The sequence below is a fragment of the Kiloniellales bacterium genome (assembly GCA_030064845.1).
Taxonomy (GTDB): Bacteria; Pseudomonadota; Alphaproteobacteria; order Kiloniellales; family JAKSDN01; genus JASJEC01.
Window position 1 is genome coordinate 36,297 of the sequence record JASJEC010000028.1, and the last position, 23,999, is coordinate 60,295.

Annotated in this window: 24 protein-coding genes; 18 read left to right on the forward strand and 6 right to left on the reverse strand. The window is 66.0% G+C overall.

The window, feature by feature from the left end:
• Positions 1 to 71: 71 nt before the first annotated feature.
• Complete coding sequence (locus QNJ67_12235; GenBank protein MDJ0609736.1) at positions 72 to 911, reverse strand: class II glutamine amidotransferase; 840 nt, start codon at positions 909 to 911, stop codon at positions 72 to 74.
• Positions 912 to 1,342: 431 nt separating this feature from the next.
• Here QNJ67_12235 and QNJ67_12240 point away from each other — a divergent pair, with 431 nt between their 5' ends.
• Positions 1,343 to 2,437: an OmpA family protein gene (locus QNJ67_12240; GenBank protein ID MDJ0609737.1), complete on the forward strand. Its 1,095-nt coding sequence runs from the start codon at positions 1,343 to 1,345 to the stop codon at positions 2,435 to 2,437.
• A 27-nt stretch (positions 2,438 to 2,464) separates the two neighbouring features.
• Here QNJ67_12240 and QNJ67_12245 read toward each other — a convergent pair whose 3' ends face one another.
• Complete coding sequence (locus QNJ67_12245) at positions 2,465 to 3,400, reverse strand: DMT family transporter (protein ID MDJ0609738.1); 936 nt, start codon at positions 3,398 to 3,400, stop codon at positions 2,465 to 2,467.
• Positions 3,401 to 3,527: 127 nt separating this feature from the next.
• A complete protein-coding gene (locus QNJ67_12250) occupies positions 3,528 to 4,448 on the reverse strand; it encodes a 2-dehydropantoate 2-reductase (GenBank protein MDJ0609739.1) in 921 nt (306 codons plus the stop codon).
• A 223-nt stretch (positions 4,449 to 4,671) separates the two neighbouring features.
• Here QNJ67_12250 and gltS point away from each other — a divergent pair, with 223 nt between their 5' ends.
• Positions 4,672 to 5,883: a sodium/glutamate symporter gene (gene gltS, locus QNJ67_12255; GenBank protein ID MDJ0609740.1), complete on the forward strand. Its 1,212-nt coding sequence runs from the start codon at positions 4,672 to 4,674 to the stop codon at positions 5,881 to 5,883.
• Positions 5,884 to 6,190: 307 nt separating this feature from the next.
• The gene (locus QNJ67_12260; GenBank protein MDJ0609741.1) at positions 6,191 to 6,751 is read left to right on the forward strand and encodes a hypothetical protein; all 561 of its coding nucleotides are present in this window, start codon (positions 6,191 to 6,193) and stop codon (positions 6,749 to 6,751) included.
• Positions 6,752 to 6,913: 162 nt separating this feature from the next.
• Here the strand turns inward: QNJ67_12260 and QNJ67_12265 are convergent, their stop codons facing one another.
• The gene (locus QNJ67_12265) at positions 6,914 to 7,318 is read right to left on the reverse strand and encodes a hypothetical protein (protein MDJ0609742.1); all 405 of its coding nucleotides are present in this window, start codon (positions 7,316 to 7,318) and stop codon (positions 6,914 to 6,916) included.
• A 215-nt stretch (positions 7,319 to 7,533) separates the two neighbouring features.
• On the reverse strand, positions 7,534 to 8,211 hold the full coding sequence (gene lipB / locus QNJ67_12270; protein ID MDJ0609743.1) for a lipoyl(octanoyl) transferase LipB: 678 nt from the start codon (positions 8,209 to 8,211) through the stop codon (positions 7,534 to 7,536).
• Between the two features lie 138 nt (positions 8,212 to 8,349).
• On the opposite strand from lipB, the gene QNJ67_12275 reads away from it, so the two are divergent.
• From QNJ67_12275 to QNJ67_12290, 4 genes are all read left to right on the forward strand, one after another.
• Positions 8,350 to 10,623, forward strand: coding sequence for an NADP-dependent malic enzyme (locus tag QNJ67_12275; protein ID MDJ0609744.1), 2,274 nt, complete (start codon positions 8,350 to 8,352; stop codon positions 10,621 to 10,623).
• 319 nt (positions 10,624 to 10,942) lie between these two features.
• The gene (gene mgtE, locus QNJ67_12280; protein ID MDJ0609745.1) at positions 10,943 to 12,349 is read left to right on the forward strand and encodes a magnesium transporter; all 1,407 of its coding nucleotides are present in this window, start codon (positions 10,943 to 10,945) and stop codon (positions 12,347 to 12,349) included.
• Positions 12,346 to 12,801 carry a PaaI family thioesterase gene (locus QNJ67_12285; GenBank protein ID MDJ0609746.1) on the forward strand — a complete coding sequence of 152 codons (456 nt, stop codon included), beginning with the start codon at positions 12,346 to 12,348 and terminating at the stop codon, positions 12,799 to 12,801. The genes mgtE and QNJ67_12285 overlap by 4 nt, the downstream gene beginning before the upstream one ends.
• Before the next feature lie 37 nt (positions 12,802 to 12,838).
• The gene (locus tag QNJ67_12290) at positions 12,839 to 13,219 is read left to right on the forward strand and encodes a nuclear transport factor 2 family protein (protein ID MDJ0609747.1); all 381 of its coding nucleotides are present in this window, start codon (positions 12,839 to 12,841) and stop codon (positions 13,217 to 13,219) included.
• Between the two features lie 28 nt (positions 13,220 to 13,247).
• On the opposite strand, the gene QNJ67_12295 is transcribed toward QNJ67_12290, so the two are convergent.
• On the reverse strand, positions 13,248 to 13,529 hold the full coding sequence (locus tag QNJ67_12295; protein MDJ0609748.1) for a hypothetical protein: 282 nt from the start codon (positions 13,527 to 13,529) through the stop codon (positions 13,248 to 13,250).
• A 188-nt stretch (positions 13,530 to 13,717) separates the two neighbouring features.
• On the opposite strand from QNJ67_12295, the gene QNJ67_12300 reads away from it, so the two are divergent.
• The 11 genes from QNJ67_12300 (at position 13,718) to QNJ67_12350 (ending at position 23,672) form a co-directional block, all read left to right on the forward strand.
• Entirely contained in the window at positions 13,718 to 14,890 is a 1,173-nt protein-coding gene (locus QNJ67_12300) for an isovaleryl-CoA dehydrogenase (GenBank protein ID MDJ0609749.1), read from the forward strand.
• Between the two features lie 159 nt (positions 14,891 to 15,049).
• A complete protein-coding gene (locus tag QNJ67_12305) occupies positions 15,050 to 15,769 on the forward strand; it encodes a hypothetical protein (GenBank protein ID MDJ0609750.1) in 720 nt (239 codons plus the stop codon).
• Positions 15,770 to 15,932: 163 nt separating this feature from the next.
• Positions 15,933 to 17,684: a sulfate permease gene (sulP, locus tag QNJ67_12310; GenBank protein ID MDJ0609751.1), complete on the forward strand. Its 1,752-nt coding sequence runs from the start codon at positions 15,933 to 15,935 to the stop codon at positions 17,682 to 17,684.
• 237 nt (positions 17,685 to 17,921) lie between these two features.
• The gene (locus QNJ67_12315; GenBank protein ID MDJ0609752.1) at positions 17,922 to 18,638 is read left to right on the forward strand and encodes a retropepsin-like aspartic protease; all 717 of its coding nucleotides are present in this window, start codon (positions 17,922 to 17,924) and stop codon (positions 18,636 to 18,638) included.
• A 203-nt stretch (positions 18,639 to 18,841) separates the two neighbouring features.
• A complete protein-coding gene (locus QNJ67_12320; GenBank protein MDJ0609753.1) occupies positions 18,842 to 19,573 on the forward strand; it encodes a ribonuclease activity regulator RraA in 732 nt (243 codons plus the stop codon).
• Between the two features lie 22 nt (positions 19,574 to 19,595).
• Entirely contained in the window at positions 19,596 to 19,796 is a 201-nt protein-coding gene (locus QNJ67_12325; GenBank protein MDJ0609754.1) for a DUF1272 domain-containing protein, read from the forward strand.
• Between the two features lie 27 nt (positions 19,797 to 19,823).
• Positions 19,824 to 20,504, forward strand: a complete 681-nt coding sequence (locus QNJ67_12330) for an SDR family oxidoreductase (protein ID MDJ0609755.1) — start codon at positions 19,824 to 19,826, stop codon at positions 20,502 to 20,504.
• The gene (locus QNJ67_12335) at positions 20,501 to 20,971 is read left to right on the forward strand and encodes a DUF3291 domain-containing protein (GenBank protein MDJ0609756.1); all 471 of its coding nucleotides are present in this window, start codon (positions 20,501 to 20,503) and stop codon (positions 20,969 to 20,971) included. The genes QNJ67_12330 and QNJ67_12335 overlap by 4 nt, the downstream gene beginning before the upstream one ends.
• A 4-nt stretch (positions 20,972 to 20,975) precedes the next feature.
• The gene (locus QNJ67_12340; GenBank protein MDJ0609757.1) at positions 20,976 to 22,112 is read left to right on the forward strand and encodes an acyl-CoA dehydrogenase family protein; all 1,137 of its coding nucleotides are present in this window, start codon (positions 20,976 to 20,978) and stop codon (positions 22,110 to 22,112) included.
• A gap of 121 nt (positions 22,113 to 22,233) precedes the next feature.
• Positions 22,234 to 22,836 (forward strand): 2-hydroxychromene-2-carboxylate isomerase, encoded by a 603-nt coding sequence (locus QNJ67_12345; GenBank protein ID MDJ0609758.1) that lies wholly within the window; start codon positions 22,234 to 22,236, stop codon positions 22,834 to 22,836.
• Between the two features lie 38 nt (positions 22,837 to 22,874).
• On the forward strand, positions 22,875 to 23,672 hold the full coding sequence (locus QNJ67_12350) for a protein phosphatase 2C domain-containing protein (GenBank protein MDJ0609759.1): 798 nt from the start codon (positions 22,875 to 22,877) through the stop codon (positions 23,670 to 23,672).
• Positions 23,673 to 23,999 lie beyond the last annotated feature (327 nt).

Sequence of the window (23,999 nt, forward strand, 5' to 3'; positions counted from 1 at the left end):
AGGCGGGGTCGCGATCGGACTTGGACGATGCCGGGTTCATGCGCTCGTTGTAGAGCTTTGCGGGGCCCGCTTTACGACGCGGCCGCGGCCGCGCCGCGCGGGCCCATCTGTTCGATCCGGAGCCGCATGTCGGGGTCGATGGCGAAGACCGTGGCGTTGGGCACCTGCCGCCAGTCCTCCTGCGTGATCGGTTCCGAGGCGACTTCGACGGCCCGATACGGCCGCTCGGGGTCGTGATGCACGTGGGTCTTGCCGCATATCCCGCAGTGCACCAGTCCCTCCCGCTCCAGGTACCAGAGCGTCCGGTTGAGACGTGATCCGACCATCTGCGCGCCGTCGGTCCAGAGGATGTTGAGCGAGACCTTGGCCTGGCGGTCGGTCTCGGTCGCCCAGGCAACGACCTGCTCCAGGCCGTCGCGCAGCAGGTCCAGCAGCGGACGTTCGGGCTGACGCTGCCAGAGGGTGAGCAGGTAGCGGAAGATGTGCTCGCTGTCCGTGGTGCCGCGGATCTCGCTGCGATGGGGCTCGTCCAACGACGGCAACAGGGCTTCGCGCACAGCCTCGAAATCGGGCACGGTTCCGTTGTGCGCGAGCAGCCAGACGCCGTGAACGAAGGGGTGCGTGTTCTCGAGGCCGGGCCGGCCGACGGTCGCCCGGCGCACGTGGGCGATGGCCATGCGGGAGTAGACCCGGGCGGCGGTCTTCTTGAAATGCTCTCCATGATAGGCCGCCCAGGCCTGCTTCTCGACGAAGGGCAGGCCGTCGGGGTGCTCCGCGACGCCCCAGCCGTGGCCGTGGGTCAAGCCCTCACGATCCTTGATGCTCTGGGCCATGAGTGCGTTCTGCGCCCGGACGAGACTGCACTCCAGCCGGGTCGGCTCGGTCGCGTGGAAGCCATAAAGACGGCACATCAGGACAAAGACACGGTCTGTCTTCCGAGACGCAGCTACCGCTGAGATGGCCTTGTGCGACACGGAAGCGGGTTCAGTTGTTCTTCGCGACAACTAGACCGCGATCGCCGGAAGGGGAATGACCTGAATCAAGCTTGCGCCCTCGAACTGGGGCATACGGACCACGCCGGTGCCGCCTCGAGCGCTTTATGGCGAGGTCTGACCCAGGTTCACGCTTGCTCGAACTTTGGCTTCGAAGGAGCCTCAGCTTAGACAGAAGAAGCAGCGGCGCGTCAGGCCTAATTGATTACAGAGAATGTGAGAAAACCCACAGCCTGCTAGGCGCGCTGTGAACATGATAGGCCTAGGCGGTCTCTGACTTAGCCGACTGGAGAGCAGTAATGGCTGACGAGCCTCACTGCTGAGTAGTGTGGCTCAAAGAACTCATCGAAATGACCACCAGCGACTTGGCGACGATCATCGAGCAGTTGGGTTCTGTCTCTCTGTTGTTTGGTTTGCTCGCTGTAGGTTTGTCGTTCTATCCGGCGATCAGACTCTGGGCTCTTTCGGACAGGAAGACAAAAGTATCATTTAGCCTGTTCTTTTACAAAGTTTCCAGACGCCTGATCTTTGTGGCCTTCATCAGTATTCTCGCGTCGGTCCTTCTATTCATTCTGTCGCGCCTCTTTTTGGCACTGTCTTCCCCTGATCCAAGAGTCGACGGTCAAGGTGTTGCCCTTGTTCAGAATTCAGGGGAAGTGCCTCAGAATGCCAGCGAGCTTTTCACCTGGGGCAATCTTGTTGAGTTCCTTTTGGCCGCCGCCTTCATCTTTTTATTCTATCGATTCTTCCAAACAGAGTTCGTTCAGGCTCTATTCAAGAGAATTCCGAACAAACAGCTCAGAAATACAGTTTCTTTCGCTGCGGTCTTGACCGTGGCGTATCCAAGTTTCACTGCCTTTGAGAACCTTATCAATATTGAGAATATTCGATTCGGGATTGTGGATTCCGAGCCCAAGTCGGATAGCATCGCGAAGCCCGACCCGCCGGCACCCGAACCGCCAGAGCCCGAGCCTGAGACTGTCGTGGTGCCCGAGCCGCCGGCACCCGAACCACCTGAGCCCGAGCCTGAGACCGTCGTGGTGCCCGATCCGCCGGCACCCGAACCGCCAGAGCCCGAGCCTGGTGAGAAAGAGCCGGAAATTGTCCCTCCAAAGGAGTTCGTTGTGCGGTTTGCGTTCGACAGCTCCAAGCTTAATGACGAAGCCAAGATCACCATCGAAGATGCCGTCACTCATGCCATCAGCATCGGCAGCGACAAGATCTCCATCATCGGGCACGCCGACAGTCCCGGCCCGGACGACTACAACCTGAAACTATCGGAGAGACGTGCAGAGGAGATCGAGGCTGCCTTCAACGCCGTCCTCGAAAAGAGATCGCTCGACCCGATCAAGTTTGTCACTTCCGGCAAAGGGGAATCCGACCTCTTGGTACCCGATGAAGAGCGCCATCCGGACAACCGCCGCGCCGTCATCATAATCGATTGAGCTCAGCACAGCTGCTCTCGGCTTGCCTCATGCCTGCTCGAACTTGGGCTCGGCCCTGCCTTTGCGGACCGCTTCCCGGTAGGCGATGTAGGTCGCGCTGGAGACGATGATGCCGCCGCCGATCCAGGTCCAGATATCAGGCGCCTCGCCGAAGGCGTAGAAGCCGAGCAGGGTCGCCCAGACCAGCTGCAGGAAGGCGACCGGCTGGGTCACGGTGATCTCGGCGGCGCGGAAGGCCCGGGTCAGGGTGTAGTGGCCGAGGGTCGCCAGCACGGCGGTCATGAAGAGCCAGAAGAGCTCTTCCCAGGTCGGGGTGCGCCAGACCAGGAGGGCGGGGGGCAGCAGCACCAGGGTCACGAAGATCGAGAGGTAGGCGACGATCGAGGCGGGCGATTCCGTGCGCGTCAGCTTCTTGGTCAGCAGGAACGAGACCGCGAAGAGCGGCGCCGCGGTCAGCTGGGCCAGTGCGCCGATGTCGACCGCGATGAAGCCCGGCCGCAGAATCACCAGGGCGCCGCCGAAGCCGATCAGCACCGCGCCGATCCGCCGGATGTGCAGCGTCTCGCCGAGAAAGAGCGCGGCGCCGATGGTGGTGAAGATCGGCGCCGTGAAGCCGAGCGCCGTGACCTGGGCGATCGGGATCCGCGCCATGGCGTAGAACCAGAGGATCACCGCCAGGCCGTGCACCAGGCCGCGCAGGCCGTGCAGGCCGAGGGTGCGCCGGCTGAGCGGACCGGTGATCAGCCACTCGGCGCGGAGCCTAAGGAAGATCGGGATGAGCAGGAAGAGCCCGATCACGTAGCGGATGAAGGCGGCCTGGACCGCCGGCATGTCGCTGCCCAGGTGGCGGACGACGCCGGTGACGCCGACGAAGAGAATACCGGTCAGGGCCATCCAGGCGATGCCCCGGATGTTCGACAGCGACGCGCGGGAACGGCCGCCGACCGAGGTGGCGTTGCTCATGACTCCCAGACGGTTTGATTGCTTGGGGCCTTGAGGATCAGCGTAGAGCCGGGGCGGCCGCTTCACCAGCGCAAGTTCGGCAGGGCTGCCCTGCGGGCGGGTTGAGGCCAGGCGTCGAGAGGGGTCTTCACGCCGCGCCGTCCCGATGGGGGCGCAGGGCGGCGTAGATCGTCGAGTGGATCGGGGTCGGCACGCCCGCTTGCGCACCGAGGCGGTGCACCGCGCCGGACAGCCACTCCACCTCCAGACGCCGGCCGCGCTCCAGGTCGACCGCCAGCGAGGCCCTGATCGGTGCCGTGCCGTCGAGCCAGCTCATGCAGCGCTCGATGATGTCCGCCGGCAGAGCGACCCCCAAGGCTCGGCCCACGGCCACGCATTCGCCCATCGCGTCCTGGTAGACCGCGCGCATGACCGGGTCGGCTCGCACCACGCCGGTATCGACGCCGCTGATCGCGTTCATGCCGCTGTTGGCAGTCAGAAGAACGAACTTCGACCACAGCATGGCCTCGACGTCCGGGGTGATGGTCGCCTCGATGCCCGCGTCGTTCAGGGTCGCCGCGAAGCGCTTCGCGCGCGCGCTGATCGTCCCGTCGGCCTCGCCGAACTCGATCCTGGCCAGCTGGTTGTTGCGCCGGACCACGCCGGGATCGACGATGGTCGCGGAGATATAGGCCGCCCCGCCGAGGGTCCGTCCTTCGCCCAGCACCGAGTCGATCATGGCGACGCTCTCGACGCCGTTCTGCAGGGTGACGAAGATGGTGTCGTCGCCCAGGAGCGGCTTGCAGAGCGCTGCGGCCTCGAGCGTGTCGTACATCTTGACGCAGAAGAGCACCGCGTCGACCGAGCCGACAGTCCCGGGGTCGTCGGTCGCCGTGACCGGGTCGATGGTGAAGTCGTCGCTGCCGAACTCCCGGATCTCCAGCCCCTTGTCCCGCAGGGCGGCGAGCTGCGCGCCGCGCGCTATGAAGGCGACGTCGAGCCCGGCGCGCGCCAGACGGGCGCCGTAGTAGGCACCGATACCGCCAGCCCCCATGATCGCGATGCGCATCGCCGTCCCCTCCCAGCTTCACCCCCGGCAGAGCCCACGAAGTAGCACAGAGAGCCGGCGTTGTGCCGAGATTCCAGCATAGGAGGGCGCTCGAGGACTCTAAGAACCGCGGCGCGCGCCAGGGACGGACCCGCCCGTCCGTCCGGTCCCCGCCGCCCGGAACGTTGCCATCGAAAATCCGGCTATCTATCCTGGCTGCGCCGACGGGGGGTCGAAGGCACTCATGGAAACGCTCACCCTATACGAGATGCAGCCGATCCATGTGCTGATGCTGAGCATTCTCGTCCTCTACCTCGGCTTCTTTCTGAACCGCAAGATCCGCTTCCTGAGCGATTACTACATTCCGCCAGCGGTCACCGGCGGCCTGATCTGCAGCGTAATCGTCGCGGTCATCTACGCCGCGGCCGACCTCGAGATCGCCTTCGACATGCAGATCCGAGACGTCCTGCTGCTGGTCTTCTTCAGCACGATCGGCCTAACCGCGAAGCTCCGCACTCTGGCGAGCGGCGGCAAGGCGCTGGCGATCCTGATCGCCGTGGCCGGCGTCTTCCTGGTGTTCCAAAACGTGACCGGCGTCTTGCTGGCCATGGTCTTCGACGCCCATCCCGGCTACGGCCTGATGGGCGGCAGCGTCTCCTTCGCCGGCGGCCACGGCACCTCGATCGCCTGGGGCGCCGAGGCCGAAGCCGCCGGGCTCGAACAGGCGAGTGTGATTGGCATCGCCTTCGCCACCTTCGGCCTGATCGCCGGCGGCCTGCTCGGCGGGCCGGTCGCCCGCTGGCTGATCGAGCGCCACCGCATCGAACCGGACCCGAGTGCCGGGGCAGCACTCTTCGGGGAAGAGGAGAGCGCCGACGACGGGCGGGCGGGGGAGCTGTTCAACATCCTCACGGCCATCCTCACGCTGGCGCTCTGCGTCGCGCTCGGGGACTCGGTCAACCGTTTCCTCTTCGACCAGGGCGTGCTGCTGCCGGGCTTCCTAACCGCGATGGCCGTCGGCATCGCGATCACCAATCTCTCAGATGTCTTCCGCTACGAGATCCATCCGGGGACCATCGACAAGTTCGGCGAGGTGGCGCTCAGCATCTTCCTCGCCATGAGCCTGATGAGCATGCAGCTCTGGGCACTGGCGACGGAAGTCGGACCGATTCTCGTGGTGCTCATGGCGCAGATGCTGCTGATCACCCTGGTCGTCGTCTTCGTGGTGTTCCGCGTCATGGGCCGGGACTACGACGCCTGCGTGATCTCTTCCGGCTTCGTCGGCCTCGGGCTCGGCGCCACGCCCGTGGCGATCGCCAACATGGACGCCCTGACCATGCGCTTCGGCCCCTCGCCGAAGGCCTTCCTGGTCGTGCCGCTGGTCGGCGCCTTCTTCATCGACATCCTGAATGCCCTGGTCATCAAGTTCTTCGTCACCCTGCTGCCGCCGGTTTGATCTTGCGGACACGATACCTGCGCCTTTGACCACGCGATCCTGGAAGCGGTCGGCCAAGACTCGCTACCCGGATTCACCGGGACAGCGAAATTGTTGCGCTGCACCGCCTGGTTCCAAGCCAGTTTGGTGACCCGGGCAAGCTGTGTTATTCTGGTGGGATATATGAAGCACTTTTCTATAAGAGGAATTTGTCATGTCATCGATTTATTGGCGGACCACTTTGAGAACACTCTGTGTCGGGCTCGTCATCTGCGTGGCGAGTGGATCCGCGTCGGCTGAGAGCAAAGACGACGGGCGGACCGGGCCGTTGGTGTTCACCGGCGAGGCGCTGGACCGGTACCTCGAGGCCCTCAATCAGCACATCCAGGACAAGTACCTGCAGGAGGACCTGCTCGCCGGCCTGATCGAGGAGCGGGCGCCGGAGTTCGCAACCGCCGCCGCGGCGAGCGCGGCCGTGCCGACGCCCGAGGAGGCGCCCTCCGGAGGGGCGTTCGGCTACGTCGTCTTCGACGGTCGCTCCTTGAGCAGCGGGCTCGAGCTCTTCAACGCCGAGCTCGCGCTGCGCGGCGAGGACGCCTTCGCGCTTGCCGGGCGCGAGACGGCGGTCAAAGGCGCGGCCTTCGCCGCCGCGGCTTCGAGCGCCGGCCTCGATGCGAAGATGGCGGCCCGGCGACGGCAGGCGACCGGCCTGGCGGAGGGCTTCGGCGATGCGGTCAGCAACGACGCCTCGCTCGATGCCAGTATGGTCGCGCTGAAGCTGCGGCTGCGGGACCGTGCAGCGCGCGAGGCCATGCTCACGGCGGCGGTTCGCCCGGTCGATAGCGATAGCTTCGACGCAGCACCGGCAGCGCTGGCTCTGTCCTTCTGAGCGCAGGGCACCGGCCGCCGTTCAGAGCGGCTGCTTCTTCGGTGTCTCTCCGGAACCGCGAAGCGTTTCCGTCAAGACGAGATTCGCTCTCACTCTGGGATGTAGAGCGGATTCACATGTTTGCTCGGAACCATGGGTGGTTCCGAGCAAACATGATCCGCTCTAGTCGCAGCGGCGCAGGATCGGCTCGGGGTCGAGCGCAAAGAGACTGCGGATCAGGTCCGGCACCAGGACGGCCTGGACCGCCTCCGCGTAGTGCACGTCGTCGACCATGACCGGAAAGACCCCGAGCAGGCGCCTGGCTGTCTTGCGCTGGAAGTTGAGAAAGACCGTCGTGGCATCCAGGGGACAGATGTGCAGTAGCATGCCCTCGGGATTGGACCCGTCGTAGCCGTTGTGGAATCCGATGCCCGGCGGGCAGTCCCGGTCGTCGCTGTCCTCGTCGTAGGCCGCGAGCTCGCTGCCCCAGTCGTAGTCGGCGTAGGCGCGGATCGCCTCGTCGGCGGTGACATCCCCGAAATTCTCGGCGGAGTAGTCATGCCGCTGTATCCAATAGCTGAATGTCATGTCTTCACCATTTGACCGCAGAATCCTTCCGCGCGGTCGGTCGAAGACGCCTCGGCGTCAGCCCCGACGGCCGGAGAAGGCGGTCACCCCAAATTAGCCCCAGTACCCGATAAGAAGGGTAGACCATGGACCGGCCGACGACAAACGTTTAGTTCAGTTATAAAATGCGGAAAACACTACAAACATCTGATATTATTGTATTATTTTCGACGTTCTTAACCAAAGACCCGCTCGAATCCGGTGCGCAACGCGGCGTCGACCTCGGCTAGGGAGACCGCCATCCCGAGATCGGCCAGGGAGGTCACGCCGTGCTCCGCGATGCCGCAGGGCACGATCCCCTGAAAGTGGCCGAGGTCCGGATTCACGTTGAGCGCGACGCCGTGATAAGCGACCCAGTGTCGCACCCTGACGCCGATCGCCGCGATCTTGTCCTCGCGCCCGTCGCCCCGTTCGACCCAGATCCCGACCCGGCCTTTGCGCCGCTCGCCGGTCACGCCGAAACCGGCGAGGGTCACGATCAGCCATTCTTCCAGGTCGCAGACGTAGCGGCGCAGGTCGCCGCCGCGCCGCTTGAGATCAAGCATGACGTAGGCCACCCGCTGGCCCGGTCCGTGATAGGTGAACTGCCCGCCGCGCCCGCTGCGGTAGACCGGGAAGCGATCCGGTTGGAGCAGCTCCTCGTCGCGCGCCGATGTGCCCGCGGTATAGAGCGGCGGATGCTCCAGCAGCCAGACCAGCTCGGGCGCGGCGCCGGCGCGGATCGCGGCGACCCGCTCTTCCATCAGGTCGACGGCCTCCGGATAGGCGACCGGCGCGTTCGAGACGCGCCACTCTGTCGCGGGCGACGGGCGCGACCGCGCCGGTACCGCCGTCTCTCGATCGCTCGTGATCATGCCGTCCGAGACATAGCACTCTCGCCCCCGCCTGTCGAAAGGCGAGGGCGCCGGCAGGGGCGCATTCCCTCGGGAGTTTCTCGGTCTTGCGCCCGGACTCTCGCCCGCTATGGTGACCCGGGGGAGGAAGAAAACACCATGGACGAACAGAGCCTTCGCGACGCCGCTCTCCGGTACCACCGCGACCCGAAGCCCGGAAAGCTGCAGATCACGGCGACCAAGCCAATGGCCACGCAGCGGGATCTGGCGCTGGCCTACTCGCCCGGCGTCGCCGCCGCCTGCGAGGAGATCGCCGAGGACCCGGCCGAGGCCTGGAGCCTGACGGCGCGCGGCAACCTCGTCGCCGTGGTGTCCAACGGCACGGCGGTGCTCGGCCTGGGCGCGATCGGCCCGCTCGCCTCCAAGCCGGTCATGGAAGGCAAGGCGGTCCTGTTCAAGAAGTTCGCCGGAGTCGACGTCTTCGACATCGAGGTCGCCGAGACCGAGGTCGACCGCCTGGTCGAGGTCGTGGCGGCCCTGGAGCCGACCTTCGGCGGGATCAACCTGGAGGACATCAAGGCGCCGGAGTGCTTCGAGGTCGAGTCCCGCCTGAGGGAGCGCATGAAGATCCCGGTTTTCCACGACGATCAGCACGGCACGGCGATCATCGTGGCGGCGGCGATCTACAACGGTCTGCGGCTGGTTGGCAAGGAATTGGGCGAGGCGAAGCTGGTCGCCTCGGGCGCCGGCGCCGCGGCGCTGGCCTGCCTCAACCAGCTCGTCTCCCTCGGCATCAGGAAGGAGAACATCTGGGTCAGCGACATCGCCGGCGTGGTCTACGAGGACCGCACCGAGCAGATGGACAAGTGGAAAGCCAAGTTCGCCCGCAAGACCGAGGCGCGCACCCTGGACGACGTGATCGACGGCGCCGACGTCTTCCTCGGCCTCTCGGCGCCTGGCGTGCTCAAGCCCGAGATGGTCAAGCGCATGGCGGACAAGCCGCTGATCATGGCGCTCGCCAACCCGGTGCCCGAGATCATGCCGGAGGAGGCCCGCGCGGCCCGCCCCGACGCGATCATCTGTTCCGGCCGCTCGGACTATCCGAACCAGGTCAACAACGTGCTCTGCTTCCCCTACATCTTCCGCGGCGCGCTCGACGCCGGGGCGACCACGATCAACGAGGAGATGAAGCTGGCCTGCGTCAAGGCGCTCGCCGATCTGGCCACGGCCGAGGCCTCCGAGGTGGTGGCCAAGGCCCTGGGCGGCGAGTCGCCGCGCTTCGGCCCGGACTACCTGATTCCCAGCCCCTTCGATCCGCGCCTTATCCTGGAGATCGCGCCGGCGGTCGCCAAGGCGGCGATGGACAGCGGCGTGGCGACCCGGCCGATCGAGGACTTCGCGGCCTATGCCGACCGGCTCGGCCGCTTCGTGTTCCGCTCGGGCATGCTGATGAAGCCCTTGTTCGAGCGCGCCAAGCGCGATCCGCGTCGGGTGATCTATGCCGAGGGCGAGGACGAGCGCGTGCTGCGCGCCGTCCAGGTCGCCATCGACGAGGGGCTGGCCAAGCCGATCCTGGTCGGGCGTCCCGGCGTGGTGGCCCAGCGGATCGAACGGCTCGGCCTGAGGATCGCCCAGGGCGAGCACTTCGAGCTGATCGATCCGGCCGACGACCCGCGCTACCGCGAGTTCTGGACCGCCTATCACGAGATCATGGAGCGCAAGGGCGTCACGCCCGACGTCGCCCGCACGGTCGTGCGCAGCAACACCACGGCGATCGGGGCGCTGGCCGTCAAGCTCGGCTATGCCGACGCCATGATCTGCGGCATGGAAGGCGGTTACCGGGACCACCTGATTCAGGTCCTCAACCTGATCGGCTGCGCCGAGGGCGTGGAGGACATCTCCGCGCTGAGCGCCCTGGTGTTGTCCCAGGGCACCTACTTCTTCGCCGACACCCATATAACGGTCGATCCGACGGCGGAGGACCTGGCGGCCATGACCGTCCTGGCCGAGCGCAACGTACGGCGCTTCGGCCTCGACCCGCGCATCGCGCTCTTGTCCCACTCCAGCTTCGGCTCTTCCCGGGCGGCCTGCGCCGCCAAGGTCCGCAAGGCCATGGCGATCCTGCACGAGCGCCATCCCGACATCGAGGTCGAGGGCGAGATGCGCGCCGACGCCGCGCTGGACGAGGAGATCCGTGCGCGCCTCTTCCCCAATTCCCACCTCGAGGGCGCGGCCAACCTGCTGATCCTGCCGAGCCTCGACGCGGCGAACATCGCGTTCAACCTGGTCAAGGTGCTGGGCGACGGCCTGCCGGTCGGCCCGATCCTGATCGGCACCAGCGCTCCAGCCCACGTGCTGAACTCCACAGTGACCGCCCGGGGTATCGTCAACATGACGGCGGTCGCCGTGGTCGACGCCCAGGATCGCGATTAGTACCCACTATCAGGATTAGGTGTGTCGTATGACGAGCTATCGAGACTTTCGGTTAGGAGCGTGGTTCGCGGTGATGCGGGCCATCACAAGGGCCGCGCGACCCCCATTGGTCTCAACGGGGCCGAAAGTCTTGATAGCTCGCCCGCAGGGTTGCCGAGGCGCCCGTCCGACGTCGTCAGCGGCGCTCACCGATGCTTCGGCATCGCTTTCGCACCGCGCGCAGCGCCGGGCCTACGCCCCCCTAGCCGGACGAGCGCCTCGGCAATTAGACGGCACACCTAATCCTGATAGTGGGTACTAGGGCGAGGCGCGCCGTGCCATGACCGAGCCACCCCCCAGCGAGGCCGCCACGAATCCCGAGCACCCGCTCGCCGCGCCCGACGAGAACGTGGCTCTGCCAGACGAGCTGATCTATGCGGTCGAGGAGGCCCTGGAGGAGGACGATCGCGAGCGTTTCCTGGGCTTCATCGATTCGCTCCACGTCGCCGACCTCGCCGACCTGCTCGAGTCCCTGACCCGCGACTTGCGCGCCAAGGCGGTCGATGTCCTGCAGCCGGCTCTGGAGCCGGAGGTCCTGACCTACCTCGACGCCGGGATTCGCGAGGAGGTGATCGAGCAGATCGGTCCCCGGGGTCTCGCCCGCGCTCTTTCGGCGCTGGAGAGCGACGACGCGGTCGACGTCTTCGAAGACCTGGACGAGGCATTCCAGAAGCGGATTCTGGCGGCGCTACCCAGGGGTTACCGGGCGATCATCGAAGAGAGCCTGAGCTATCCCGAGGACTCGGCCGGCCGCCTGATGCAGCGCGAGATGGTGGTCGTGCCCTCGGCCTGGACGGTCGGCGACGCCATCGACTTCATGCGCAAGAACAAGGAGTTGCCGAAGGACTTCTACGACCTCTTCATCGTCAACCCCAAGCACAGGCCGATCGGCGCCATCCCCTTGAGCCGCGTCATGCGCAACAAGCGCCCGGTGCGCCTGACCAAGATCATGGACGACGAGGTCCACACCATCCCGATCACCATGGACCAGGAGGACGTGGCCTATCAGTTCCGCCAGTACGGCCTGGTCTCGGCGCCGGTGCTCGACGAGGCGGGGCGCCTGGTCGGCGTGATCACCGTGGACGACGTGGTCCACGTGATCGACGAGGAGGCCGAGGAGGACCTGATGAAGATGGGCGGCGTGACCGAGACCGACCTCTACAGCGCCGTGCTCGACACCACGAAGGCCCGCTTCTCCTGGCTCACGGTCAACCTGATGACGGCGGTCGTCGCCTCGCTGGTGATCGGGCTCTTCGAGGGCACCATCCAACAGCTGGTCGCGCTCGCCGTGCTCATGCCGATCGTTGCCTCCATGGGCGGCAACGCTGGCACCCAGACGCTCACGGTGGCGGTGCGGGCGATCGCCATGAAGGACCTGACCGCGGCCAACACGGCGCGCTTCGTCGGCAAGGAGGTGCTGGTCGGCTCGGCCAACGGCCTGCTCTTCGCGATCATGACCGGCGCGGTCGCCTGGTTCTGGTTCGGCGTGCCCGAGCTGGGCCTCCTCATGGCCGCCGCCATGGTGGTCAACATGCTGGTCGCCGGCCTCTCCGGCACGCTGATCCCGATCGGCCTCGAGCGCCTCGGCGTCGATCCGGCGATCGCCTCCACGGTCTTCCTGACCACGGTGACCGACGTGGTCGGGTTCTTCACCTTCCTCGGCCTGGCGGCGCTCTTCCTGCTATGACGAGTTTCCAACCCGCCGATGCCAAGTTCGATCAGCGCGTCCGCGACTCCTTCGCGCGGCAGTCGATCATGGGCCTGATCGGCGCCGAGCTCACCCGGGTCGAGCCGGGGCTGGTCGAGATTCTGCTGCCCTACCGCGAGGACCTCTGCCAGCAGCACGGCTTCTTCCACGCCGGGGTCACCGCGACCATTGCGGACTCGGCGGGCGGCTACGCCGCCTTCACGCTGTTCCCGGCGGAGACCTCGGTCTTGACTACGGAGTTCAAGATCAACCTCCTGGCCCCGGCAGCGGGCGAGCGGCTCCGGGCGCTGGGCCGGGTGATCAAGCCAGGGCGGACGCTGACGATCTGCGACGTCGAGGTCTTCGCCGGCAAGGCGGGCCAGGAGAAGATCTGCGCCAAGCTGCTGCAGACGCTCATGACCATGCACGGCAAGACGGACAAGGCGGGGTAGCCGGCTCGAACGGCACAACAAACGGGAGGGAAAGCCGATGGCGCGGGAGGTCACGATGGAGTTGCTGGACGAGATCCAGGACGGATTCAACCGGCACGACGTGGCGGCGATCCTGTCCCATTTCACGGAGGACTGCGAGTGGCTGATGGCGCGCGGTCCCCATACCCCGGAGGGCAGGCGGTGCAAGGGCAAGGCGGAGATCGGCCAAGTCCTGACAGCGCGCTATGGGCAAATCCCCGACATGCGTTGGGAAGAGATGCGGCACTGGATCTGCGACCAGACCAAGGCGATTTCGGAATGGGTCGTGCGGGGCACGCCAATGGGTGGCGAACCGTTCGAGTACCTGGGCTGCGATCTCTGGGAATTTCGCGACGGCTATGTGACCAAGAAGGACACCTACTGGAAGTCTGTCGGCTGACGTTCGCGATTGGTCCTCAGCCCGGCGCTCACCGGCCGGAGGGTCCGCGGCGCTTGGAGTAGCCGCGTTGCCGCAGGCAGTCTTCCATTCGCTGCCTCCCCATAGCCGCGCTCCTGGTGGCGGCCGCCCCGCGGGTCTGTTGGATCTCCTGCCGGCACTCGTTGACGGCCGCGGTCGTCTGCTGCCTGGAAGCGCCGGGCTTGCTATGGTCGTCGTACCAGCTGGCGCCGGCCTTGTACTCGCAGGCGGTCAGCGCGCCGAGGCAGAGCGCGATCAGCCCGGTGCGGCCAAGAAGGTACACGGGCGCCACGGTGCGCGCCCGACGCGTGCCATTATCTCTTGTTGAGTGCTGAACCGTCATGATCCGCCGAAGAGCTGTCTTTGTGGCCGTTGCTTCGTCGGAACTCTAGACCGACTTACCGCCCAGCGAAAGCGGGCCTTGACCTGGTCACCCGGCGGCTCGACCATGAGGCGCCGCGTTCAGAGGAAAGGCCTTCCATGATCCCCAATCAGGTGCCGCCCTTCAACTTCGGTCTCGGCGAAACCGCCGACATGTTGCGCGACAGCGTGGCCGGCTTCGCCGCCGACGAGATCGCGCCGCGCGCCGACGAAATCGATCGGACGAACGAGTTTCCGCGCGACCTCTGGCCGCGCCTGGGCGCGCTGGGGCTCTTGGGCATCACGGTCGAGGAGGAGCTGGGCGGCGCCGGGATGGGCTACCTCGAGCACTGCGTCGCCATGGAGGAGGTCAGCCGCGCCTCGGCCTCGGTGGGCCTCAGCTACGGCGCCCACTCGAACCTCTGTGTCAACCAGATCCGGCGCAACGGCAATCCCGACCAAAGATCCCGCTACCTGCCCAAGCTGATTTCCGGCGAGCACGTCGGCGCGCTGGCCATGAGCGAGCCGGGCGCCGGCTCCGACGTGGTCGGCATGCGCACGCGGGCCGACAGGAAGGGCGACCGCTACGTGCTCAACGGCGGCAAGATGTGGATCACCAACGGGCCCGACGCCGAGGTCCTGGTGGTCTATGCCAAGACCGACCCGGACGCCGGGCCACGCGGGATTACGGCCTTCCTGATCGAGAAGGGCATGAAGGGCTTCTCGACCGCGCAGAAGCTCGACAAGCTCGGCATGCGCGGCTCCAACACCTGCGAGCTGGTGTTCGAGGACTGCGAGGTGCCCGAGGAGAACGTGCTCGGCGCGGTGGGCAAGGGCGTCAACGTCCTGATGAGCGGGCTGGACTACGAGCGCGCGGTGCTGGCCGCCGGGCCGCTCGGCATCATGCAGGCCTGCATGGACGCGGTCGTGCCCTACCTCCACGAGCGCAAGCAGTTCGGACAGCCGATCGGCGAGTTCCAGCTCATGCAAGGCAAGCTGGCCGATATGTACACCACGATGAATGCGGCCAAGGCCTACGTCTACGCCGTGGCCCAAGCCTGCGACCGCGGCGAGACGACGCGCAAGGACGCCGCCGGCGCGATCCTCTACGCCGCCGAGAAGGCCACCTGGATGGCGCTGGAGGCGATCCAGTCCCTGGGCGGCATGGGCTACATCAACGACAGCCCGACCGGGCGCCTGCTGCGCGACGCCAAGCTCTATGAGATCGGCGCCGGGACCAGCGAGATCCGCCGTTGGCTGATCGGCCGAGAGCTGTTCTCGGAGACCGCGTGAACCAGTGCGGGCGGCTTATAATGAACGGCGGTTAACCCTCTGTTTTTGAAAAATAAATGTTAAACTAGGAGGAATTGTTTACGCTCGAACACTAGCATGGCGGGCATCGGCTTAGCCTCCGGCCCCTAGGGCGGGGCTCGCCCATGGGAGTGTTCGGCGATGGATCAGGTCCTGGGCCAAATGGGCTCGCTCTTCTTCACGGTGCTCGAGGACTTTCGCGCCTTCCTCCTTGGCCTGGATCCCCTGACCCAGCTCATGCTGATCGGCGGGCTCGTCCTGCTGCTGGTCGTGCTGCGGCTGCGCGCTCGTCTCGCCGCGACCTCGGGCCAGCGGGCTCTGCGCCGCAAATACAGAAAGCTGGTCAAGACCGGGGTGGCGGAGTGGGAACTGCCCTTCCGCCTCCTGGAGAGCCGGGAGGAGTGGGATCATTTGCCTAAAGAGTTCCTGATGGAGCTCGCCTCCCGCCTCGAGCAGCGGGACAAGATCATCGAGTTCATTCTCCTGGTCGAGCGTGACGACTTCGACCGCGAGGATTTCGTCCGCCTGATGAACTACGAGCCAGACACGGCCATGCACGAGCTCTCCGTGATGTTGACCGACCACGCCACGGAGCTGAAGGTCAAGCGGGCGATCGCCGTGCTCGGACTCGCGATTCAGATCGATCCCGAGAACCACCTGGCGATGATCGACCTGGCGACGCGGCACTATTCCTCGAAGCACTACGCCGAGGCGCTGCCCCTGCTGGAGCAGGCGATGTCGCTCAGCCGGGAAGCTCGGCCGCAGCAGGCCGGTTCCGCGCAGACGCTGCACGACATGCTCGGGCTGCTCGGCGAGATGTACGAGGACTGCGCCCAGCGGGCCGGACCGAAGACCGCCTAAACGCCGAACCCGCAGGTTCCAAAGCGGTCTCTGGAAGAGGGTAGAACGCCCGCTTCGGAGATGGGTCAACGGCGCCCGAAGCCTCTCATGCTATTTTATTGACGGCGGCACCCCGACAAGTAAGCAATAATGAAAGTTTGATTACACGCTGTCGGGGAAGATCATGACACTCAATGGAGACGAACCGGGAACGGTCCGGCGCCTCATCCATCGCTTTGTGCCGGGCCTCGAAACCCTGTCCCGCTACGATCGATCCTGGCTTTCGCACGACCTGGCCGCGGGGTTGTCGGTCGCCGCGATCGCCCTGCCCGTCGGCATCGCCTACTCCGAGCTCGCCGGTGTCCCGGCGGTGGTCGGCATGTACTCGGCGATCTTCCCGCTCCTGGTATACGCCCTGTTCGGGTCCTCCCGCCAGCTCATGGTCGGGCCCGACGCCGCGACCTGCATCATGGTCGCGGCCAGCCTCGGGACCCTGGCCGGCGGCGATCCCGAGAAGTACCTGGCGCTCATGGTGGTCCTGACCTTGATGACCGGCGTCCTCTACGTCATTGCCGGTTTCCTCCGACTCGGCTTCATCGCGAATTTCCTTTCCCACCCCATACTCGTGGGATTTCTCAACGGTATCGCCCTGTATATCCTGGTCGGGCAGGTTCCGAAGTTCCTCGGCTACGAGGGCGAGGCCAAGGATTTCTTCGCCAAGCTGGTCGAGCCCATCGACAAGATCGACGAGGTCCACGTGCCGACGTTGGTGCTCGGCATCGGGCTGCTGGTCCTTCTGCTTCTGATCCGCCGCTTTGTGCCTAAGCTGCCCGCCGCCCTGGTCGTTGTAATTGTCGGTCTCGTCGCGGTCGCCACCCTGGGACTCCAGGAGCAGGGCGTCGCGGCGATCGGCGCCGTTCCGGCGGGGCTCCCGACGTTCCATTTCGCGCTGTTCGACGTGGAGACCTACGAGCGGATTTTCGCTGATGCGGCCGCTCTCATGCTGATCAGCTTTACCAGCGGCGTGCTGACGGCCAAGAGCTTCGCCAGCCGCAACCGCTACGAGATCGATTCCAACCAGGAAATGGTCGCCTTCGGCGCCGCGAACATCGTGACCGGATTAGCGCAGGGTTTCCCTGTTACCGGCGCCGACTCGCGGACGGCGGTCAACAACGCCATGGGAGGCAAGAGCCAGCTGGTCGGCATCGTCGCCGCCGCCAGCATGCTCGTGGTCTTGTTCTTCTTGACCGAACCGCTCGCCTTCGTGCCGCAGGCTGGGCTGGCTGCGGTCATCATGGTTGCGGCGGTCGGCCTGTTCGATTTCGCGGCACTGCGCGATCTCTTCGTCATCAGCCGCCGCGAGCTTCTGCTGTCGCTCACCACCACGCTCGGCGTTCTCGTCCTGGGCGCGCTCGAAGGCGTCTTTGTCGCCGTCGGTCTGACTTTCATCTGGCTGCTTCACGTCGGGTCCCGGCCCCATGACGCGATCCTGGGACGTACCAAGGCAATGGGCGTAAGGGGCTTCCATAGCCTCGAGAACTACCCGGAGGCGAAAACCTACCCGGGACTGCTCATCTACCGCTTCGACTCCGACCTTCTGTTCTTCAACGTCGACTACTTCAAGCAGCGCCTGCTCAAAGCCATCGCCGAGTCCGAGACACCCGTCGAATGGGTCGTTGTCGATGCTAGCCCGGTCAACATATTAGATGTGACCGCCATTCAGAAGATCGACGAGCTGCGCGAGGAGTTGGCGGCGCGAGGCATCACGCTTGCCAACGCCCGTGCCAAGACCAGTCTTGGGCGGTTTTTTACAGGCGACTGGTTGAAACGGAGACACGAATCACGTGAAGCGTATGTTTTTTCTACGGTCAGAGCTGCGGTGATCGCCTTCCGCAAGCGAAACAGAGAGGCATCGACGCCAGAAGCCGATGCCTAGAGCAGATCGGGGTTGATGGAACCGTCCGCGGCAGTCCATCAGATCCCGTGAACCTGCGCCAACAAGTTACAACGAACGGATCATGTCGTGGCGGCAACGCTCTGCGGTCCTGTCGCAGTATGTGATCCCGCACCGGTTTCTCTCGGCCCCGCCAGGCCGCCGAGAGGCCTGTTCACCGCTGGACCGGCATCGTGTAGTCTCTTGGGCAGCAAGTCTTCTGCGGGGGAAGGGTTGCCCATGGTCGGAATGTTCATGCGAGCCGGGCGCGGGGCCGTTGTCCCGGTGCTGGTCGCGCTCTTCTGGGCGGGTACGGCGGCGGCCGAGAGCCTACGCGAGCGTCTCTACACCCTGGCGCTGGCGGAAGGCTTCGCGGTCAGCCACGCTGAGCGTCTCCCCGAGATCGAGGCCCGGCCCGACACGCCGCTCCCCGCATCGGTTCCGGTCTCGCGGCGTATCAGGGCAATTCTGGAAGGCTACAACTACGTGCTGGTCTACGATTCCGCGGGCCGGATCAAGGAGCTGCGCGTTCTGGGTCCGGCGCCCAGCGCCGCGGCCGTGCTCGCGCAGGCGAGCGTCTCCACGACCCGGCGCGGGTTGCACCATGTCGTCGAAGCCGAGCTGGTCGGTCCCAACGGCGCGCCGCACAAGATCCCGCTGATGCTGGATACCGGCGCGACCATGGTGGTGCTGCCGCTATCGATGACCGGAAGCCTCGGCTTCGAAAGCAAGGACCTGACCGACGGCTGGGCCGAGACCGCCGCCGGCCGGGTGCCGATCAAGTCGGGCTGGTTGCGGACGATCAAGGTGGGCCGGGTGGCCGAAAAGAGGGTCGCCGTCTCGTTCATCGAAGACAGCAAGCTCGGCGAGCAGACCCTTCTCGGCATGAGCTTCCTGGAGCGCTTCCGCTTGACCATCGACGACCAGAACGACCGCATCATTCTCGTCCCCAGATAAGCCCAGGGCGATATTGCCTCGAGGCGTCTGTTGCGGATTCACAGGATCGATGGGCCGCCCCGGCGATTCCATTTGATCGCGTTCTGCTCTAAACCTGAGATATAGAGCGGATTCACATGGTTGGTTGGAAACCACGAAGTGGTTCCATCTAAACATGATCCGCTCTAGTCTCGCGGCCGAGCATCGACCGAGTCTGAGCCGCCATGAGCCGCGAGACCATAGAGATCACCCGGGAAGTCCTGGAGACGTTGAGCACGGTCTCCGCCGCGACGCTCTCCATGCAGCTGCTGAAGCGCGGCATCCGCAACGGCTCGATGATCGGTCCCCGGCCGCTCGATCCCGCCAGGCCGCGCGCCGCCGGGCCGGCCTTCACGCTGCGCTTCATCCCGATGCGCGAGGACATCGCCAGCCTCGATAGCTACGCCAGGCCGGGTTCCCTGCGTCAGGCGATCGAGGAGGTGCCGGCGGGGAGCTTCGTCGTGATCGACGCGCGCGGCGAGGCGGGCGCGGCGACCCTGGGCGACATCCTCGCCGCCCGGCTGGTCGCCCGCGGCGCCGTCGGCGTGGTTAGCGACGGCCCGTTCCGCGACGTCGCCGAGATCCGTCCGCTCGACCTCGCCGTGTTCTCGACCGGCGCGGTGGCGCCGCCGTCTATCGCCCGTCTCGTCTTCGCGGACTGGCAGGTGCCGGTCGGTTGCGGCGGGGTGGCCGTCGTGCCGGGCGACGTCATCGTCGGCGACGAGGACGGCTGCATCGTCGTGCCCCGGAATCTGGCTGCCGAGGTGGTCCGCGACGCGGTTGAACAGGAACGCTTCGAGCGCTTCGCCCAGATGAAGGTCAAGGGCGGCGCCCCCGTGCTCGGCCTCTACCCGCCCGGCGACGAGGCCCTGGCCGCCTACCAGGCCTGGATCGAACAGGGAGAGCCGGAGCTTTGAGGGCCGGCGGGGGAGGCGCGTCATGGCTCTGAGCATGAAGCCCGCCTGCGAGAAGTGCGAAGCGGGTGTATCCCCCGCGGGCGACGCCTATATCTGCAGCCACGAATGCACCTTCTGCCCGTCCTGTGCCCGGACGCTGGGTCACCGCTGTCCGAACTGCGGCGGCGAGCTGGTCCGCCGGCCCAAACGGCGGTCCGACCCGGAGCCGCCACACTACGCCTGAGCGCTGAAGCGAAAAGAGGAGTTGACCGTGCCGACTGCCCTCATCACCGGTGCCAACCGCGGACTCGGCCTGGAGTTCACGAGGTCATTCCTGGCCGACAGCTGGCACGTGCACGCCTGCTGCCGCTATCCGGAAAAGTCAAAGGGCCTCAAAGGACTGGAGGGCGACCTTGACGTGCATAGGCTGGATGTCACGGACGGCCTCAAAGTGGCCAACCTGTCCCGTGAGCTGGTCGGCGGGCCCATCGACCTGGTGCTGAACAACGCGGGCGTCTACGGTCCCCGCACGGGCTTCGGCGAAACCGACTACGACCTATGGGAAGCGGTTTTTCGGATCAACAGCATCGCGCCGCTCAGGATGGCGGAGCGCTTCGTCGAGCAGGTCGCGGCCAGCGAGCGCAAGCTGATTGTCAACATCTCGAGCATAATGGGCTCGATCGGCCAGCTGCAGAGCTCGGGCAGCTACTTCTACAGAGCATCCAAGGCGGCCTTGAACATGGTCACCAAGGGTCTCTCGGTCGATCTCGCGGCGCGCGGCATCACGGTCGTGGCGGTGCACCCGGGCTGGGTCCAGACCGACATGGGCGGCACGGAAGCCGACCTTACGGCGACCCAGAGCATCGCCGGCCTGCGGGCGGTCATCGAGAGCCTCGACATCAGCAAGACGGGGCGCTTCTTCAATTACGACGGCAGCGAGCTGCCGTGGTGAGCGGAGTGAAGTTCCATCTGGCCCAGCTGAACATCGCGCGGGCCCTAGCGCCGCTCGACGATCCGCTGATGGCGGACTTCGTGGCGGCGCTCGACCGCATCAACGCCCTGGCCGAGGCGAGCCCGGGCTTCGTCTGGCGGCTCCAGGACGAGAGCGGCAACGCGACCGAGATCCGCGCCTTCGACGATCCCCTTGTCATCGTCAATCTCTCGGTTTGGGAGAGCGTCGAGGCGCTGTTCGACTATGTCTACAAGGGCGGCCACGCGGGAGTGCTGGCCCGGCGCCGTGGCTGGTTCGAGAAGGCAGAGGGACCTCATCTCGCCTTGTGGTGGGTTCCCGCCGGCCATCGACCGGACGTGTTCGAGGCCCGAGAGCGCCTGGCGCGTCTGGAGAAGAAAGGGCCGAGCGCCGAGGCCTTCACCTTCGGGCGGCGCTTTCCCGCACCGAACCGGGCGATGGCGGGGTAGGGCGATGGACCTGACCGAAGAGCAGATCTTGATCCGCGACACGACGCGCGCCTTCGCAGGCGAGCATCTGGCGCCCAAGGCGGCGGAATGGGACCGGGAGCAGCGCTTCCCCACGGAAGCGGTGGCGGGCATGGCCGAGCTGGGTCTGATGGGCATGCTGGTGCCCGGGGAATGGGACGGCGCTGGCGCCGACCACGTCGCCTACGCCCTGGCGCTGATCGAGGTGGCGGCCGGCGACGGCTCCTGCTCCACCATCATGTCGGTGCACAACTCCGTCGGCTGCATGCCGATCGTGAAGTTCGGCTCCAACGACCAGAAGGAGCGTTTCCTCAAACCCATGGCGCGCGGCGAGCGGCTGGGCGCCTTCTGCCTGACCGAACCGCAGGCCGGCTCGGACGCCGCTGCCATCAAGACCCGGGCCGAGCGCGACGGCAACCACTATGTCCTGAACGGGGTTAAGCAGTTCATCACCTCGGGCCAGAACGCCGACGTCGCCATCGTCTTCGCCGTCACCGACCCGGACAAGGGCAAACGCGGTGTCTCCGCCTTCGTGGTGCCGACCGACACGCCGGGCTACCGCGTCGCCTCGGTGGAGAAGAAGCTGGGTCAAAAGGCCTCCGACACCTGCCAGATCGTCTTCGAGGACTGCCGCCTCACGCCCGATCTGCTGTTGGGCGAGGAGGGCCAGGGCTACAAGATCGCGCTCTCGAACCTGGAAGGCGGGCGCATCGGCATCGCCGCCCAGTCCGTCGGCATGGCCCGGGCGGCCTTTGAGGCGGCGCTGGCCTATGCCCGCGAGCGCGAGGCCTTTGGCAGCGCGATCATCGAGCACCAGGCGGTGGCCTTCCGCCTCGCCGACATGGCGACCCAGCTCCACGCCGCCGAACTGATGGTGCTCCAGGCTGCCGCCCTGCGCGATGGCGGCCGGCCTTGCCTGAAAGAGGCGGCCATGGCCAAGCTGCAGGCCTCGGAAATGGCCGAGAAGGTCTGCTCCGACGCGCTGCAGATTCACGGCGGCTACGGCTATCTCGCCGACTTTCCGGTTGAGCGGATCTACCGCGATGTCCGGGTCTGCCAGATCTACGAGGGCACCTCGGATATCCAGCGCCTGATCATCGCCCGCCAGCTCGCCGCCGGTTAGGGCGCCGCCGGCCGCCGAAACGGCGGAGGTTGCGGTGGCGGCCATGGATAACGATCTCTAGCCCGACGGGCCTTCGGCCCAATGGCGATCAAAGACCTGACCGGGAGGGTGACCAGCCGCGATGCCGCAAGCCATCGACTTCTACTTCGATTTTTCCAGCCCCTACGGTTATCTCGCTGCCGAGCGGATCGACGCGCTCGCGGCCCGGCATGGGCGGGAGGTGTTCTGGCGGCCGATGCTGCTGGGCGCGGTCTTCAAGCAGACCGGCAGCCAGCCGTTGCTGGACATTCCCATGAAGGGGGCCTACGCCCGCCACGATCTTGCGCGTTCGGCGCGCCTGATCGGCGTTCCCTTCGTGATCCCGCCCAGCTTTCCCTTCATGTCGGTCGCAGCGGCACGCGCCTATTATTGGTTGGCCGATCAGGACCGTCCCAAGGCGGCGGCCCTGGCCAAGGCGCTCTACCGCGAAGCCTTCGGCAAGGGGCGCGATATCGACAAGGCCGAGGCGGTGGTCAAGGTGTGCGTCGCCGAGGGCCTGGACGGGGACGCGGTCGCGGCTGCCCTCACGGACCCGGCGGTCAAGCAACGCCTGCGCGAGGAAGTGGACGCCGCGCTGGCCAAGCAGGTCTTCGGCTCGCCCTATATCGTTGTCGATGGCGAGTCCTTCTGGGGCCATGACCGTCTGGCCGAGGTGGACCTCTGGCTCGAGCGGGCCGGCTGGTAGGCCTGCGGCCGCTTGGGTTACGGAGGAGCCGCGAGGCCATGGCGCAGGAAAGGGGCCAAGCAATGGCAACCGGCGCAACAGGCGCAACGCCGGCCGCGGCGACCCTCGGCCACCGGACCGAGGTCGGTCTGGTCCGCAGCCACAATGAAGACAACTACGCCCTGCGCGACGACCTGGGCCTCTGGGTCGTTGCCGACGGCATGGGCGGTGCCGCCGCCGGCGAAAAGGCCAGCGCGATCGCCGTGAAGACCCTGGCGGCTGCGGTCCAGCAGGGCGCAGGCCTGGACGAAGCCATCGCCGCGGCCAACCGTGCCATTCTGGCGGCTGCGCGCGCCGGGGAAGGCCGCGCTGGGATGGGAACCACGGTGGTCGCCGCCCGCGTGACGGAGAGCGACTATCAGATCGCCTGGGTCGGCGATTCCAGGGCCTATCTCTGGTCGGACGGCCTGCGGCGCCTCTCCCACGATCATTCACAGGTTCAGGAACTGATCGACGCCGAATTCGTCACCGAAGAGCAGGCGCGTCACCATCCGCTCCGCAGCGTGATCACCCGGGCGCTCGGCGGCCACGACGGTGGGGCGGCGGCGCCGCAGCTGGTGAGCGGCACCTTAAAGCCCGGAGAGAGCTTGCTGTTATGCAGCGACGGGCTCACCTGCGAAATCGAAGACAAAGCGATCGCGGCGATCTTGGCGGCGGAGTTGCCGGGGCTGACGGACTCGCTGTCGGATGGGCAGGCGGCCCGCGCGGGTCAGCGCGCCGTCGACCGGCTGGTCGACGAGGCCTTGGCCCAAGGCGGCAGCGACAACATCACGGTGGTCCTGATCGGCAGGGGCTGACGGGCGCGGGATGGCGGGGCGGGCGCGCCCAGGGCCCGCCATTCTGCAGGGCGAACGCGTGTCCGGCGCCGGTCGGATCCAATCTCTTAAGGGTTGATTAACCGGTTTCTGTGTTATGCTTAAATTGTGGTTCGCGGACTTCTAGGGCGGTTTTGCAAATCCATGATAATTCAGCCTTTTGCGAGAGCTTTGCTTGCACCGGCCGGAGAATCTGGCTATACCGCTCTTTGATGTGTTAATCATGTTGTTTGGGGGAGGTCCTGGAATTTCGCTTCAGGGCGTCCATTGCAGGGGTTTATCAAAGGGGAAAGCCGATATGAGGGCGAA

Bases quoted from the DNA above. Each gene is read 5' to 3' on its own strand.
- sulP (MDJ0609751.1), top strand. From the start codon at position 15,933: ATGACACTCAATGGAGACGAACCGGGAACGGTCCGGCGCCTCATCCAT.
- QNJ67_12320 (MDJ0609753.1), top strand. From the start codon at position 18,842: ATGAGCCGCGAGACCATAGAGATCACCCGGGAAGTCCTGGAGACGTTG.
- QNJ67_12340 (MDJ0609757.1), top strand. From the start codon at position 20,976: ATGGACCTGACCGAAGAGCAGATCTTGATCCGCGACACGACGCGCGCC.
- QNJ67_12350 (MDJ0609759.1), top strand. From the start codon at position 22,875: ATGGCGCAGGAAAGGGGCCAAGCAATGGCAACCGGCGCAACAGGCGCA.
- QNJ67_12235 (MDJ0609736.1), bottom strand. From the start codon at position 911: ATGTGCCGTCTTTATGGCTTCCACGCGACCGAGCCGACCCGGCTGGAG.
- QNJ67_12275 (MDJ0609744.1), top strand. From the start codon at position 8,350: ATGGACGAACAGAGCCTTCGCGACGCCGCTCTCCGGTACCACCGCGAC.
- QNJ67_12250 (MDJ0609739.1), bottom strand. From the start codon at position 4,448: ATGCGCATCGCGATCATGGGGGCTGGCGGTATCGGTGCCTACTACGGC.
- gltS (MDJ0609740.1), top strand. From the start codon at position 4,672: ATGGAAACGCTCACCCTATACGAGATGCAGCCGATCCATGTGCTGATG.
- QNJ67_12315 (MDJ0609752.1), top strand. From the start codon at position 17,922: ATGGTCGGAATGTTCATGCGAGCCGGGCGCGGGGCCGTTGTCCCGGTG.
- QNJ67_12265 (MDJ0609742.1), bottom strand. From the start codon at position 7,318: ATGACATTCAGCTATTGGATACAGCGGCATGACTACTCCGCCGAGAAT.
- QNJ67_12290 (MDJ0609747.1), top strand. From the start codon at position 12,839: ATGGCGCGGGAGGTCACGATGGAGTTGCTGGACGAGATCCAGGACGGA.
- QNJ67_12240 (MDJ0609737.1), top strand. From the start codon at position 1,343: ATGACCACCAGCGACTTGGCGACGATCATCGAGCAGTTGGGTTCTGTC.
- QNJ67_12300 (MDJ0609749.1), top strand. From the start codon at position 13,718: ATGATCCCCAATCAGGTGCCGCCCTTCAACTTCGGTCTCGGCGAAACC.
- QNJ67_12305 (MDJ0609750.1), top strand. From the start codon at position 15,050: ATGGATCAGGTCCTGGGCCAAATGGGCTCGCTCTTCTTCACGGTGCTC.
- mgtE (MDJ0609745.1), top strand. From the start codon at position 10,943: ATGACCGAGCCACCCCCCAGCGAGGCCGCCACGAATCCCGAGCACCCG.
- lipB (MDJ0609743.1), bottom strand. From the start codon at position 8,211: ATGATCACGAGCGATCGAGAGACGGCGGTACCGGCGCGGTCGCGCCCG.
- QNJ67_12245 (MDJ0609738.1), bottom strand. From the start codon at position 3,400: ATGAGCAACGCCACCTCGGTCGGCGGCCGTTCCCGCGCGTCGCTGTCG.
- QNJ67_12345 (MDJ0609758.1), top strand. From the start codon at position 22,234: ATGCCGCAAGCCATCGACTTCTACTTCGATTTTTCCAGCCCCTACGGT.
- QNJ67_12285 (MDJ0609746.1), top strand. From the start codon at position 12,346: ATGACGAGTTTCCAACCCGCCGATGCCAAGTTCGATCAGCGCGTCCGC.
- QNJ67_12325 (MDJ0609754.1), top strand. From the start codon at position 19,596: ATGGCTCTGAGCATGAAGCCCGCCTGCGAGAAGTGCGAAGCGGGTGTA.